Origin of the sequence: Cobetia sp. 3AK (genome assembly GCF_029846335.1) — a bacterium.
GTDB lineage: Bacteria > Pseudomonadota > Gammaproteobacteria > Pseudomonadales > Halomonadaceae > Cobetia > Cobetia marina.
Genome location: NZ_JARWKR010000002.1, coordinates 1 through 15,443 on the forward strand (window position 1 = coordinate 1; position 15,443 = coordinate 15,443).

General features: G+C 59.7%; 8 protein-coding genes. 7 read left to right on the top strand and 1 reads right to left on the bottom strand.

Annotated elements, in window-relative coordinates:
* From QD228_RS02610 to QD228_RS02635, 6 genes are all read left to right on the top strand, one after another.
* Positions 1-5,693, top strand: a 5,693-nt coding sequence (locus QD228_RS02610; protein ID WP_279874324.1) for a VCBS domain-containing protein, incomplete at its 5' end; no start/stop codon positions are given.
* A gap of 97 nt (positions 5,694-5,790) precedes the next feature.
* Positions 5,791-7,965 (top strand): type I secretion system permease/ATPase, encoded by a 2,175-nt coding sequence (locus tag QD228_RS02615; protein ID WP_240704257.1) that lies wholly within the window; start codon positions 5,791-5,793, stop codon positions 7,963-7,965.
* A complete protein-coding gene (locus QD228_RS02620) occupies positions 7,958-9,340 on the top strand; it encodes an HlyD family type I secretion periplasmic adaptor subunit (RefSeq protein ID WP_084207911.1) in 1,383 nt (460 codons plus the stop codon). Before QD228_RS02615 ends, QD228_RS02620 begins: the two co-directional genes overlap by 8 nt.
* A gap of 33 nt (positions 9,341-9,373) precedes the next feature.
* Positions 9,374-10,678 (top strand): TolC family outer membrane protein, encoded by a 1,305-nt coding sequence (locus tag QD228_RS02625; RefSeq protein ID WP_077378256.1) that lies wholly within the window; start codon positions 9,374-9,376, stop codon positions 10,676-10,678.
* Positions 10,679-10,741: 63 nt separating this feature from the next.
* A complete protein-coding gene (locus QD228_RS02630) occupies positions 10,742-12,667 on the top strand; it encodes an EAL domain-containing protein (RefSeq protein WP_279874325.1) in 1,926 nt (641 codons plus the stop codon).
* A 23-nt stretch (positions 12,668-12,690) separates the two neighbouring features.
* A complete protein-coding gene (locus tag QD228_RS02635; protein ID WP_077378262.1) occupies positions 12,691-13,359 on the top strand; it encodes a transglutaminase-like cysteine peptidase in 669 nt (222 codons plus the stop codon).
* Between the two features lie 101 nt (positions 13,360-13,460).
* Here QD228_RS02635 and QD228_RS02640 read toward each other — a convergent pair whose 3' ends face one another.
* Positions 13,461-13,874, bottom strand: a complete 414-nt coding sequence (locus QD228_RS02640) for a hypothetical protein (RefSeq protein ID WP_077378265.1) — start codon at positions 13,872-13,874, stop codon at positions 13,461-13,463.
* Between the two features lie 363 nt (positions 13,875-14,237).
* Between QD228_RS02640 and fabV the strand changes: the two genes are divergently transcribed.
* Positions 14,238-15,440 (top strand): enoyl-ACP reductase FabV, encoded by a 1,203-nt coding sequence (gene fabV / locus QD228_RS02645; protein ID WP_279874326.1) that lies wholly within the window; start codon positions 14,238-14,240, stop codon positions 15,438-15,440.
* Positions 15,441-15,443 lie beyond the last annotated feature (3 nt).

Consider the following 15,443-nt stretch of genomic DNA (forward strand, 5'->3'; position numbering starts at 1 on the left):
CCGATGGCGATGCCTCCAGCACCACGCTGACCATCACCGTCGACGGCTCGACCGACGCAGTCCCCATCATCACGTTGGCAGACAAGGAAGTGACCGAGGCCACGGGTGCCACTGTCACTGACACCTTCCATGTCGAGGCGGATGCCGGCATCGCCAGCGTCACCATCAATGGCACGGATATCACTTCGGCGTCAGTGGATAGCCCCATCGTGATTCCGGGCGCGACTGATGACGAAGGGACGCTGACTATCACGGGCTACGATTCCGGCACTGTGTCCTACACCTATGTGGAGGATGGCACGGCTGCGGATCACACGGCTGGTGACAATAGCGTGTTCGACAACTTCGCCGTGGTCGTCACTGACTTGGCAGGACAGAGCACGAGCGACAGCCTTGACGTCAAGATTCTGGATACCGCGCCGGTTGCCAACCCTGATGAACGCACCATCGAGGAAGATGCGACGGATGAACTGACAGGCAACGTGATTGACGGTATCAATGACACCGCCGATACGCTGGGCGCCGATACGCCGTTCATGGTCTGCAAACTGGACGATAAAGGGATTGCCGACGGCGGCAGTGCGACCGTCACCGGCGACTATGGCACGCTGACACTCAATAGTGACGGCAGCTATACCTACGTATTGGATACCACCAAGACGCAGTCGCTGGCTGATGGTGTGCAGGCGGAAGATGTCTTCACTTATGTCCTGGAGGACAGTGATGGTGATACGTCTACCACCACGCTGACCATCAACATCACGGGGTCTGACGATCTGCCGGTACTTACCGCAGACACTGGTGCCGTGAGTGAGGACGACGTACTGAGTGCCACTGGTGCGCTGACGGCTACCGACGTGGACGGCATCGCTCCGACCTTCGTCGCCGCCACCGATGACAGCAGTGTCTACGGCAGCTTCGAGGTCGCCGCCGACGGCAGCTGGACCTACACGCTTGATAACGACAGTGCAGACGTACAAGGCCTGATTGAAGGACAGACCGTCACCGAGCAATACATCGTGAGCCTGTCGGATGGCACCAGCACTACCGTCGATATCATTATTACCGGTGCTGATGATGGTGAGCCGACCATCGACTCGTTGGAAGATCAGTCAGTCATCGAGGGTGAGGGTGCGACCGTCACCGATACCTTCAATGTCCAGGCTGATACTGGCATCGCTACCGTCACCATCAACGGCACCGATATCACCGGCGCGACTGCAGCCAATCCGGTCGCGATTCCTGGCTCGGATGGTGATGAAGGTACGTTGACCGTCACTGGCTACGATGCCGACACGGGCACCGTCTCTTACCGCTATGTGGAAGATGGTACTGCCGCTGATCACTCTGGCGGCGATGACAGCGTTGTCGATAGCTTCACCGTGGTGGTGACGGATGTTACCGGCGCAACAGCTACCGACAGCCTCGACGTCACGGTTCTGGATACCGCGCCGGTTGCCAATGATGACACCTACACCATTCGTGAGGACGATACTTCCCCTGATGGTGAGCCGGTGATCAGCACCAATGTGATCTCCAGCGTCGTAGGTGGCGGGCAGGATGAGCTTGGTGCCGATGCCGTGACCATCACGAAACTGGACGGCATCTTGCTGGCAGACAACGGGGGTAGTGTTACCGTCGATGGCAGCTATGGCAGCCTGACCCTCAATACCGATGGCAGCTTCAGTTATGACTTGGACGATGTACGTGCCCAGGCATTGGGAGCGGGTGATCTGGTCAAGGAGGAGTTCGAGTACACCATTCTTGATGCGGATGGGGATTCGGATACCGCTGTCATCACCATCAATGTCCAGGGCTTGAACGACAAGCCGGTGGCCTATGACGATGGCCCGATTCTGGTCGAGGAAGATACTCCGGTCAGCGGCAACGTCCTGAGCAACGATGTTGATGCCGATGGTGATGAGTTGAGCGTCGTCAGCTTCACTGTTGACGGCGATACCTACGACCCGGGCGAGACGGCGGATCTTGGCGAAGTCGGCACACTGCTGATCAATACTGACGGTACCTTCACCTTCACGCCCGGTGAGAACTACAACGGTCCGGTGCCTGATACCACCTATGTGATCACGGATGGCACCGAAATTGATGAAGCCATTCTCAGCTTCCAGGATGTCACGGCGGTCGATGACCCGGTTGTCATCAGTACAGATGATGGCGCTGTTGTCGAAGATGGTGTGACACAAGCGTCGGGTACGCTGACCGCGACCGATGTCGATAGTGTTGCGCCGACATTCGTGGCCGCGACCGATGACAGCAGTGACTACGGCAGCTTCACTGTCAATGCTGACGGTAGCTGGACCTATACGCTCGACAACGACACAGCTGCTGTTCAGGGGCTGACGTCTGAAGACGAGATTGTCGAGCAGTACACCGTCACGCTCAGCGATGGTTCCACCACGACAGTGGATATCGTGATCACCGGTACTGATGATGCACTGCCGGTCATCAATTCACTGGAAGATCAGTCCGTCACCGAAGCGACAGGAAGTACGGTCACCGATACCTTTACCGTGAAAGCTGCGGCAGGTATTGCGGCAGTGACGATCGCTGGTGTGGATATCACGGATGCCAACACCTCACCGGTAGTGATCTCCAATCCAGATGGCGAAGGGACGCTGACCGTCACTGGCTATGATGCCGACACCGGGGTGGTCTCCTACAGCTATGTGGAAGATGGCACTGCGGCTGATCATTCCGGTGGCGATGACAGTGTCGTTGACGACTTCGCTGTCGTGGTGACGGATCTTGCCGGTCAGAGCACCACATCCAGTCTGGATGTCACCGTTCTGGACACCGCGCCGATAGCTAATGCTGATACCCGCAGCATGAACGAGAATCGTAGTGCTGCCGTTACCGGCAATGTGGTGGACGGCTCATCTGCGACGGCGGACACCCTGGGGGCCGATGCGGTCACCGTCACCGCCGTCACTTCCGGATCAGAAACCGTCGCGGTGAGCGATGGCGCGGCGGCGGTGATCACTGGTGCTCATGGCGAGCTGACGCTTGAAGCGGATGGCTCCTACAGCTACCAGTCAGCACGCGAAGATCTGCAGTTCCTCGCGGCGGGTGAGTCGGTCACGGATGTCTATACCTACGTGATCAAGGATGCTGACGGTGATACCTCCAGCACCACTCTGACGATCACCATCAATGGTCGCAACGACGGCCCGGCGATCAGCGTCAACAGTGGTGATAGCGCCTCCGCCAGTCTGACGGAAACGGACTCCGCCCTGAGCACCAGCGGTACGCTGTCGGTGACGGATGTGGATCTCAGCAATAGCGTGACGCCAAGCGTGACCAGTGTCTCCAGCAATGGTGATACTGGCGCGCTGGACAACGATGATCTGCTTGCGCTGCTGGGGGTGGACACCGGCGCCATCATCGATGACGAGAACACTGAAGGGACGCTCAACTGGACCTTCGACAGCAGTGCTGCCGGGGAAAGCTTCGATTACCTGTCTGCAGGCGAGTCACTGGTCCTGACCTACACCGTCACTGTCACGGATACGGCGGGAGCGACAGCTACCCAGGATGTCACCATTACCATTCAGGGGACGAATGACGCTCCGATGGTGACTGCGACTGAAGGCCGCGTCAGCGAAGAAGGGCTCGAAGGCGGTATCGCCGACAGTGATGCGGCTGATGGCTTCACGGATACTACCGATGCCACCATCGTCACCGGTACGGTTTCGGTCACGGATGTCGACAGTGACAGTGTCTCGCTGGTGCTGACAGCGCCCGCCACGGCCATCACCTCCGGTGGCAGTGCGGTGACCTGGTCCGGCAGCGGCACCCAGTCAATGGTGGCAACCGATGCCGAGGGCAATGAAGTCGCGACGGTGACCATCGATGACAGCGGCGCCTATACCTTCACTCTGAGTCAGGCGGTTGATCACTCGGGTGATGGGGAAGATGTCCTGTCTCTGGACTTCGGTGTGCTCGCAACGGATAGCGAAGGCGCAAGCTCCACCGGCACGCTGACCATCGGCATCGAGGATGATGCCCCCGAGCAGCAGGAAGCACAGAGCTTCTCCTCGACGCTGGTGGACACGAATCTCACTATCGTGCTGGATGTCTCTGGCTCCATGGTGACGAGAGATGGCATTGATGGTGAATCTCGACTGGACAGTGCTATCAGCGCGATCAAAACGTTGATTGAGTCCTATGACGATTTCGGGGATGTACGTATCAATCTGGTGACCTTCTCCACGACGGCAGACTCCTACGGTGCTTGGCTGACAGTCGCCGAGGTCGAAGATGTTCTGGATGGCCTGATAGCGGGAGGGGTTACCAACTACGATGCCGCGCTTGCAGAAGCGATGGACAATTATGCTTTGGACGGGGCATTGGAAGATGCGCAAAGCATCTCTTATTTCTTCTCGGATGGTACGCCATATGGTGCTGATGGTGATTCCAATGCGCTGGACAACTCTTTGGACTTCGATACCGTTCAATACACCACGACTATCAATGGTCAGCGGGTGGTGGTCCCAGTTCAGGACTCCTCTGATACTGGCATCAGCAACACAGAAGAGGGTATCTGGACTGACTTTTTGGTGGAAAATGGTGTCAAGTCTTATTCCATCGGCTTGGGTAGCAATGTCACAGAAGCCAATCTTGATCCGATTGCCTACGATGGTTCAGCGGATGAAGATATCGATAGTACAGTCGTGACCAGCTTCGAGGATCTCGATGATACGCTCGCTGCCACGGTCCAATCACCCGTCAGTGGTCAGCTGGTATCAGGCAGTTCCGTGGATGGCAGTCTGTTGGGAGCAGATGGCGGTTATCTGCAGTCGGTCACTGTGGATGGCACGACCTACAGCTATGATCCGGATACCAATGCTGTTTCTGCCACTGGCACTGACAACAGCAGCTACGATGCAGACAGCCTGGAGTTGACCATCTCGACGGATCTGGGCGGCAGCATGCTGTTCAATCTGGGGACCGGTGATTTCTCCTATACGCCGCCGGACAATGTCAGTGAGCGTTCCACGGACAGCTTCGATTACGTCACGGTCGACAACGACGGGGATACCAACACTTCCAGCGTCAGCATTGATGTCGACAAGTTGGCTGTCGTGATCGGGACTTCCGGTAACGATACTTTGACAGGTGATGGTGACGGGCCTTTCTATGCCGATTATCTGATCGGCCAGGGCGGCGATGACATCTTGAGTGGCGGTGTGGGCAGCGATCGTCTGGAAGGCGGTAGCGGCAACGATACGCTGAGAGGTGGTACCGGCAACGATATCCTGTCCGGTGGCGAGGGCGATGATCTTCTGGTGGGTGGCTCCGGCAACGACATCCTCACCGGTGGCGGTGGTGTAGACACCTTCCAGTGGATGAGTGGTGATGACGTCAACAGCGAAGGCGGCATGGCGACGGATACCATCACCGACTTCAGTGTGGCGGATGGCGACGTCATCGATCTGTCGGATCTCCTTCAGTCCAATGGGGACGCCGATGCGCTCTCGAGCTTCCTGCACTTCGAGTCAGATGGGGACGGCGGTACCACCATCGAGATCAGTGTGGACGGCTCTGCTGGCAGCAATGTCACCCAGGAGATCACTCTGCAGGATGTGGATCTGACATCGGGCGGTGATTCCGATGCCCAGATCATCCAGTCGCTGCTGGATAGCAATAGCCTCAAGACCAACGTTGACGGTTGATGCAAAAGATAAGGGAGATGGCTTAGGCCATCTCCCTTTTATTGCATTAGACTTCACCGAATGAATGTCTGCGAAGTGCCCCACTAAGGAGGACAGGTTGAGCGATCAACCCACGCCATTGAGACCAGAGCCGGTCGGCGAAAGAGAGGGCGACCCTCTGCTGAATGCGCTGGTGTTCATGGCGCGTTACCACGGCAATCCCCGGTCAGCCGCCGTGCTAACGGACGGGCTGCCGATGGAGGACGGGCGTTTGCCTCTGGCGCTTGTCAGCCGTGCAGCCGCGCGTGCCAATCTGAGCGCCAAACTGGTCAATCAACAGATCACCGCGATCAGCGATCTGTTGATGCCCTGCATTCTGATGTTGAATGAAGGGCGCGCTGTCGTGCTGCTGGAAGTGGATGCCAAGACAGAAAAGGCGCGAATCCATCAACCGGAAGCGGAAGGCGATGCATGGATCGAACTGGAAACGCTGACGGCACGCCATGATGGACGAGTGGTCTACCTGAAGCAGGAACACCGTTTCGATGAGCGCGCCCCGGAAACGCTGGAACAGAGCGATGGCCACTGGTTCTGGTCGACGCTGAAGCTCTCGACGCCTATCTATCGTGACGTGATTCTGGCCTCTGTCCTGATCAATCTGTTTGCCGTGGCATCGCCACTGTTCGTGATGAATGCCTATGACAAGGTGGTGCCCAATCTGGCGTTCAACACCTTGTGGGTCATGGCGACGGGCATGGCGATCATCATGGTATTCGATTTCGTGATGCGGCAGACGCGTGCCTATTTCATGGATACCGCCGGCAAGAAGTCCGAGGTGCTGCTGACTTCCAAGCTGTTTGCCAAGACCATGAATCTGCGCATGGAGTCGCGCCCCGGCTCCGTGGGCGGCTATGTGAAGCATCTCCAGGAATTCGATTCCATTCGCGAGTTCTTCACGTCAGCGACGTTGACCACGCTCGTCGACCTGCCGTTTGCGCTGCTGTTTCTCGCCATCATCTGGATCGTCGCCGGGCCCCTGGTACTTGTGCCCCTGATAGCTCTCGTCATCCTGCTGATCTACAGCCTGGCGATACAGAGACCGCTGCGCAACAGCATCGAGAAGGGCTCGCGGCTGGCGACCGAGCGCAATGCGCGTCTCGTGGAAGCGGTCTCGGGGCTCGAGAGCCTCAAGCTGGCCAATGCTCAGGGAGAGACCCAGCGCCGCTATGAGCGTGCGGTGGGTCAGATCGCTCATTGGGGGGTGAAGAGCCGCAATCTGACGACATCCGTCAGCTCGCTGAGCATGTCATTGACGCAGGCCACCACGGTGGCACTGGTCGTGTTCGGGGTCTATCTGATCGCGGATGCACGACTCTCGGTGGGTGGGTTGATTGCCGCGGTCATGCTTTCCGGGCGTGCGCTTCAGCCCTTGGGGCAACTGGCGCTGCTGATTACCCGTATCGGGCAGACGCGCAGTGCCATGAGTGCGCTTGAGCAGATCATGGCGTTGCCTGAAGAGGCAGAAGATCGTCGGTACGTGCATCGCGAGACACTGCAGATGCGGATCGAGTTCGATCGTGTCGGCTTCGCCTATGCGCCCAACACGCCGCCGGCGGTGACCGATATCTCGTTGACCATCGAGCCAGGCGAGCGAGTGGCCATCATCGGCCGTATCGGTGCCGGCAAGAGCACCCTGCAGCGCCTGATCTGCGGACTCTATCGCGCTACCGCCGGCAGCGTGCGAGTCGATGGTCTTGACCTCAACCAGATCCATCCCGCCGATGTCCGGCGTCATATCGGGCATGCCGGTCAGGACAGTGCGCTGTTCTTCGGCTCTATCCGCGACAACATTACCCTGGGGCAGCCGCATGCCAGTGACACCCAGATTGAACTTGCGGCCGATGCTGCCGGCGTGACCGAGTTCACTCGCCATCACCCGGAGGGACTTGATCGCCAGGTCGGGGAAGGGGGACGGATGCTGTCCAGTGGCCAACGTCAGACGGTCTTGATGGCTCGGGCGCTTCTGATGCGACCGCCGCTGCTGTTGCTCGATGAGCCCGGTTCGCACATGGACAATCGTGCCGAGCTGCGTCTGAGGCGTATGCTCAAGTCATTGCCGCGTACCCAGACCATGGTGCTGGTGACGCACAAGAGCAGCATGCTGGAAGTGGTAGACCGCGTCATCGTGATGGAAGGTGGGCGTATCGTCGCTGACGGTCCCAAGGACAAGGTATTGAATGCCTTGAATGAAGGGCGTGTGTCCGGGCGCAAGCAGGAGGCTCAACGTGGCTAAGGCACCGATTGAACAGCGCGATCTTCACCACCTGGATGACGTCAGCTCAGCCGTTCTGCTGGCGACCCCCTGGAAGTCACGCATCCTGATCTGGATGGTGCTGGCCTTCATCGTGGTGTTCGTCATCTGGGCCAGCCAGGCGAGCCTGGAGGTCGTGACGCGAGGTTCCGGCAAGGTGGTGCCCTCCACCCACCTCCAGGTCGTGCAGAATCTGGAAGGGGGGATCGTGCGCGAGATCTACATCAAGGAAGGGCAGATCGTGTCGCCCGGAGAGCCCTTGCTGCGCATTGATGACACCAGCGCCGGTTCCGACCTGCGCGAGCGTGTCTCGACCCTGGATGGCCTGCAGGCCACCATCATCCTGTACGACACCGAGCTGGATTCCATCGCGGTGGACGCCTCTGCCGATGACTGGAAGGACCAGGTCGTCATGACCCGCGTCCCCCTGCCATTCGATGAGGAGTTCAAGACTCGCAGTCCTGCACTTGTCGCGCGTGCGATGACCGCCTATCGCACCCACCTCAACCAGTTGAACAGTGGCTTGAATGGCTCTCGTGAGCAGATTCTGCAGAAGGAGCAGGAGCTGAGAGAGCTGAAGTCACGCATCAATAGCCTGGAGCGCAGCTACCAGCTGTCACGTCGTGAGCTCAACATGACAGCACCGCTGGTACGTGAAGGCGTGGTATCGCAAGTCGATCTGCTCAAGATCCAGCGTGAGGTGAATGATCTGCGGGGGGATCTGGAGTCGGCGCGACTGGCAGTGCCTGGCAAGCAGTCGGAGCTGGATGAGGCCATCTCGAATCGTGTCGGTGTTGCCCAGGAATTTCGCTCGCGTGCAGCAGATGAGCTGGCCAAGACTCAGGCGGATCTCGGGCGATTGCGTGAGGGGCGTACCAGTCTTCAGGACCGTCTTGACCGTACTTTGGTGACGTCTCCCGTTCAGGGGGCCATCAAGACCTTGAATATCAATACCATAGGCGGGGTCATCGAGCCTGGCGAAGATCTGATGGAAATCGTTCCCATCGAAGATCAGCTGCTGGTCCAGGCCCGGGTGGCACCCAAGGACATCGGCTTCCTGCGTATTGGCCAGCCTGCCGTGGTCAAGCTGTCCGCCTACGACTTCACCATCTATGGAGGGCTCGAAGGCGAGGTGGAGCAGATCAGTGCCGACACCGTTCAGGATGAAGAAGGCAACAGCTTTTATGAAATCAAGGTGCTCACGGAGCAGAACCACCTTGGAAGTGACTCAGACCCGCTCACGATCATCCCGGGCATGCAGGCCAGCGTGGATGTCATCACCGGTGAGCAGACCATCCTGCAGTACCTGATGAAGCCGATTCTGCGCGCCAGGCAAGGTGCCTTGCGTGAACGTTGATCATGGACATGAAGTATTCAAGGGCAACCCATAATGAAAAAGACACTCTTGGCATTGAGCGTGATGGCGGGGATGAGTTCCAGTTTCTCCGCCTCTGCGCAGTCATTGGAAGAAGCCGTTTCCAAGGCAGTGATGGAAAATCCGCGTACCCGCTTGCAGGTGACCCGTCATATCCAGCGTCTGGAAGAAGCGGAAGTCCAGCGTGGGGCCTATCGCCCGACGGTCGATCTGACCGGACGACTGGGCTATGGCAAGTTCGACTCCGAGGATGATGGGGTCAATGACGAGGATGACTGGCACGATTATCGTCGGTTGGATCTCACCATTCGCCAGCTGCTCTGGGACGGTGACACCACGATCGAGCGCATCCGTCAGGCAGAGACCGAAGCCGACTATCAGCGCCTGCAGACGGCCGCCGAAGCCAATGATGTCGCGTTGGATACGGCCGGGGCCTATCTGGATGTCATGCGTGATGAGCTGATTCTCAAATATGCGCAGGCTAATCTCGATGCGCACCGTCGTATTTCCAGTGATATCGGGCGTCGTGCAGAGTCCGGTCTCGGCGCACGCAGTGACGTGCGTCAGGTGGATGGCCGCCTGGCCAATGCCGAGGCCAGCGTGCTGTCCGCCCGGAACAACCTCGAGGATTCCCGCTCGGCGTATCTGCGTCTGGTCGGTGAGCTGCCCACGGATCTGAACCTCCCCAGCCTCGATACCGATCTGATCAGTGCCGATGTGGAGAGTGCCTATGTCCAGGCCAATCAGCGCAACCCCCTGCTGGCAGCGGCACGGGTGTCCATTGATGCGGCTCGTCATGAGGTGAACGCTGAGAAGGGTGACAACTACCCGGAATTCAGCATCGAAGGCAATCGCACGCTGACGGACGATTATGATCAGGACGAGAGCAGCTCCGATGACTGGAGCGTCGAACTGGTCATGCGCTACAACCTGTATCGCGGTGGGCGGGATCAGGCCGAGATTCGCGGACGCCAGGCAGCACTGGAAACCGTCGAGCATGACAATGATCGCGTGATGCGCGATGTGCGTGACGAGATCCGACTGGCCTGGAATGCACGCGAGAACCTCAAGCGTCAGATTGATTATCTGGAAAGCTATGTGCGTGCCGCGACGGATACGCGCGAAAGTTATCGCAAGCAGTTCGATATCGGCCGCAGGACGCTGCTGGATCTGCTGGACAGCGAAAGTGAGCTGTTCACTTCGCAGCAGAATCTGATTCGTGCACGTTTTGACCTGGAAACGGCCAACTATCGCTTGTTGTCCGCGACAGGTGCATTGCTGGATTCAATGAACGTTGCCGTACCGACCCGACAGGGTTGAGTCGCTCACGGCACCACCAGGAAGTGGTGCCGTGGTCATACTGACGGCTGATGAGGAAATCAGATGAGTCTTTCGCGCCGCCTGTTTACCTTGATGTTGTTGGTGCTGTTGGTGTTTTCCTTCGGTATCTTCTTCATTCAGGTCAACAATACCCGTGATTCACTGGCCGAACGACAGCGTGTCGAGCTCTCGAATCTCGCCCAGAGCCTGAGTCTTGCACTGGTGCCGCATGTCGAGCTTGGCGATGTTGCCAGCGCGGAAACCCTGATTCGCGCCACCCTGGATGGTGGATATGTCCGGGATATCCAGCTGGAAAGCGTCGCGCTCCCGGCCCCCATCGCGTTTGACATTACACGAGAAAGCCAGGCACCCGAGTGGTTTCAGCAGATGATTCCCATGCCGGTAGAAACGGTTAGCCGTGAATTGCCGGGTGGGTGGGCCTCTCTGGGGACGATCTCGCTGACGGGAGAGCCGGCCCAGGGTCACGATGACCTCTGGAAGCTCGCCAAACGGCTCGGACTCTGGTTGCTGTTGGGGGGCTTGTTGACCCTGCTGGTGGCCTCGCTGGTCATGCGTCGCCTGCTGCGCCCTCTGGACCGCCTCTCCGCACGTCTCAACGAGATGGAGACACAGCGTTTCGACGCGCCTCTGGAGGAAACCAGTGTCAAGGAGCTGCGTGGGATCACGTCGGCGGTCAATCGACTCGGGCAGCGTCTGCATACCCAGTTCGAGGCTCAGGCGGCGCAGTTGGCGCGCCTGCAGCGCCAGGCAGAACAGGACGCTGTCTCGGGGCTTGGCAACCGTGGTTACCTCAATCGTGCAGTGGATGAATGGCTGAGTGAGCCTCTGGGAGGCAGCTTCGCACTGTTGCGGGTCGCGCAGCTTGAAGTCGTCTATCAGGAGCAGGGCTACAAGGGACGCGATGCACTGCTGCGCGCCATCGCCCAGCGGCTTGAGCAGCGTGAGCTGGCCGGGGAGCCCATCGTGGCAGGGCGATTGGCCAATCATGACTTCGGCTTGCTGTTGCCAGAAGCCGATGAGTCCGCGCTGCAGGCCTTCTTGAAGGGCATCACCGAAGATATCGATCGACTGCTGGATGCCAATCCCATGGCGAACAGCCGCCCGATCGGTTGTGTCATCGGGGCGGCAAGGCGAGAGCCGGGCATGACCCGCACCCAGTTGTTCACGGTGGCGGACACGACCTTGCTGCAGGCCATCGAGCATGGCAGCAGCGTCGCGCTTGCCGAGGAAGGGGATCAGGCGCGTCCACGCGGCGAATGGCGAGACGTCATCGAGCAGTCGCTGGAGCGCCCTGATGGGCTCGATTTCGTGGCGCAGCCCGTGCTGTTCAATGATGGCAGTGAGCTGCACCGGGAGCTGTTCGCGCGTCTGCGTGAAGGGGACCAGCTGCACCGAGCCGGCGATTTCCTGCCGGTCGTGCGCCATTTCCGTCTGGGAGCACGCTTCGACCTGCATGCGCTGGAGTGGCTGGCTGCCCATGTCGATGGCATCGAGGCTCCACGTCTGGCGCTCAACCTCACCGAGGAGACGCTGGATGATGAGGCGAGCTTCTCGGGACTCATCAGCTGGTTGGGAGTCCATCCGCGTCTCTGCAAGCGTCTGGATATAGAAGTGTCGGAAAGCATCACGCTTCGCCACCTGGAGCGCGTCAAGCTGCTGTTCCGGCGTGCACGCCGGCTGGGCGCGCGTGGAGGCATTGACCGCTTTGCACGTGAGCTGAAGGAGCTCAGTTATCTGGAGGCGCTGCGTCCGGACTACGTCAAGATCGATCAGGCGTTCTTCAAGCGTGACGATGTGGACACCGAGCTGTTGCAAAGCCTGTGCATGACGGCGCATCAGGTCGAGTCTCTGGTGATCGTGACACGGGTCGAATCCGAACAGGACCAGGCGCGCGTGATGTCCCTTGGCGCCGACGGCTATCAGGGCTATGTGGCACCGGCCGTCGATGTCATGGCGAGGAAGCCCTGATAGACAGCCAGGGGCTGGTCGCCATGTGGCAGAGGCGCTGCTTCAGCTGGCTGATCGCCTGGGTATTGATGCTGTTCACGGTCGGTTCCGTACTGGCCCGCGATACGCAGGCACAACGTTTCATCGAGGTCTATGGTCAACCGGGGTGGGCGAGAGTCCAGCAATGGGAGCAGCTGCTCGTGGATCTCGACGGGCAGCCGGCCAGGCGTCAGCTCAGTGAGGTCAATGATTTCTTCAACCGGATGCATTTCACCGATGACATGCGCGTCTGGGGGAAGGAGGATTACTGGGCGACCCCGCTTGAGTTCCTGGGGGCCGGCGCAGGGGACTGCGATGATTTCGCCATGGCCAAGTATCTGACATTGCGTCAGCTGGGCGTGCCGGAGAGTTCCTTGCGGCTGCACTATGTCAAGGCATTGAGGCTCAACCAGTTCCACATGGTCGTCACCTATCAGGGCGCGGGCATGTCGATGCCTGATGTGCTGGACAACCTCAACAGCTCCATCCTGCCGGCCAGTGAGCGCACCGATCTCCTGCCGATCTACAGCTTCAATGGCAACGCGTTGTGGATGAGCAAGCGGCTGGAGGGGGGAGAGCGCATCAGCGACAGCCGAGGGCTGTCGAGTCTTACGGACTGGCAACGACGCTACAAGGACGGCGTCCTGAAAGCTCCCCTGCGCAAGCGCCCCTGAGGCGAGGGGCAGTTCAGCGTCAAATCGCGACAGGTATCGAGCAGAACGCCCCGTGGCCGGACCGCCACGGGGCGTTCTGCTTCATGCGGTGTCGGATCGCTTCATTCCGGCGTGTTGCCGCGCAGATGGAGCACTTCGAGCAGGTTGCCGTAACGGTGACGGCTGGGCATGGTCGCCAGGCCGGAGAACAGCAGCCAGAAGAGGCGCTTCCCGCGAGTGAGCTGATGCGTATGCTGCAGCAGGCGCGACAGCAGACGGTTCTCGTCGCGCTCCTTGTAGCTCGGGGCCATGCTGACCTGCTCACGCACCAGCACCGGGGCCATTTCGAGTCGATACAGCGTTTCGAGTTCCCGGAAGCTCAGGCCGTGTGCCTCGACCACTTCGGCCATGTGCTGATACTCCGCCTCGCGGGGGTCACGCTCCTCCCAGAGAGGCGCCAGCGCCAGCCAGACCTCCTGGCGGCGTTCGAGCAGGGCGGCCACATCGGGGGCGAGGTGAGCGTTCTGGTCGTTCATGGAGAGATCCCGAGCGAAGGCTGTCAGACAGACACACCATCAACGGATGGCGCGAAGCAGGACAGCGGTGTGATGGCGGTGCGCTGAATGCGTCACATGATACGGCAGTCGCCAAGGAGGGCTCCAGTGACGTGACATCAGCGCGGGTTGGCCCGCCGGGGCGGACAGCGTCGCCGACAGCCGCTAGAATAGCGGCCAGCAGCAGGCACACACGCCTGCATGTCCTGATTCGACAGCCAGACTCACCAGACGTTTTCAGAGCAAGGTACCGGTCGCGCAGCGTGCGCCGTGGTCGTTGCATACTGGAATCGGGCATCAGCATCGGCGGGTACACGCCGGGCCAACAGCAAACGAGGTTCTTACGTGATCATCAAACCCAAGGTTCGCGGCTTCATCTGCACCACGACTCATCCCAAGGGCTGCGAGCAGAATGTTGCCGAGCAGATCGCCATCACCCGCAAGACGGTCGGTGACAAGCGCGACGGTGGCCCGAAGAAGGTGCTGGTGATCGGTGCTTCCAGCGGCTATGGCCTCGCGGCGCGTATCACGGCAGCCTTCGGTTACGGCGCGGACACCCTGGGTGTCTTCTTCGAGAAGCCGGGCACCGAGAAGAAGGCCGGTACCGCAGGCTGGTACAACTCTGCCGCTTTCGACAAGTTCGCCAAGCAGGAAGGGCTCTACAGCCAGGCCATCAATGGCGACGCCTTCTCGCACGAGACGCGCGCTAAGGCCATCGAGCTGATCAAGGCCAACATGGGCGAAGTCGATCTCGTGGTCTACTCGCTGGCCTCTCCGGTGCGCAAGCTGCCGGACAGCGGTGAAGTGAAACGCTCCGTGCTCAAGCCGATCGGCGAGACCTACCGGGCGACCGCCATCGACACCAACAAGGACACCATCATCGAAGCGGAGGTCGAGCCGGCCACCGAGCAGGAAATCGAAGATACCGTCACCGTGATGGGTGGTCAGGATTGGGAGCTGTGGATGCAGGCGCTGGACGACGCCGGCGTGCTGGCGGATGGCGCCCGCTCCGTGGCCTTCAGCTACATCGGTACCGAGATCACCTGGCCGATCTACTGGCACGGTGCGCTGGGTCGCGCCAAGGAAGATCTGGACCGCGCCGCCGGCAGCATCCACGAGAAGCTGTCCGCCAAGGGTGGTCGTGCCCACGTGGCCGTGCTCAAGTCCGTGGTCACCCAGGCCAGCGCCGCGATTCCGGTCATGCCGCTCTACATCTCCATGGTCTACAAGATCATGAAGGAGAAGGGCCTGCACGAAGGCACCATAGAGCAGCTCAACCGCTTCTACGCCGAGCGCTTCTATGGTGAAGGCGAGATCATCACCGACGAGTCCGGCCGTCTGCGTCTCGACGACTGGGAGCTCAAGGACGACGTCCAGCAGGCCTGTCAGGAACTGTGGCCGCAGGTCACCAGCGACAACCTGTTCGATATCACCGACTACGCCAGCTACAAGCAGGAATTCCTCAAGCTGTTCGGCTTCACGCGTGATGATGTCGATTACGATGCCGACGTCGCCACCGACGTCGAATTCGATGTCGTGCAGATGTAAGAG

What these genes read in the sequence shown, in the direction of transcription:
- QD228_RS02625 (WP_077378256.1), top strand. Translation starts at nt 9,374, where the DNA reads ATGAAAAAGACACTCTTGGCATTGAGCGTGATGGCGGGGATGAGTTCC.
- QD228_RS02630 (WP_279874325.1), top strand. Translation starts at nt 10,742, where the DNA reads ATGAGTCTTTCGCGCCGCCTGTTTACCTTGATGTTGTTGGTGCTGTTG.
- QD228_RS02635 (WP_077378262.1), top strand. Translation starts at nt 12,691, where the DNA reads ATGTGGCAGAGGCGCTGCTTCAGCTGGCTGATCGCCTGGGTATTGATG.
- QD228_RS02640 (WP_077378265.1), bottom strand. Translation starts at nt 13,874, where the DNA reads ATGAACGACCAGAACGCTCACCTCGCCCCCGATGTGGCCGCCCTGCTC.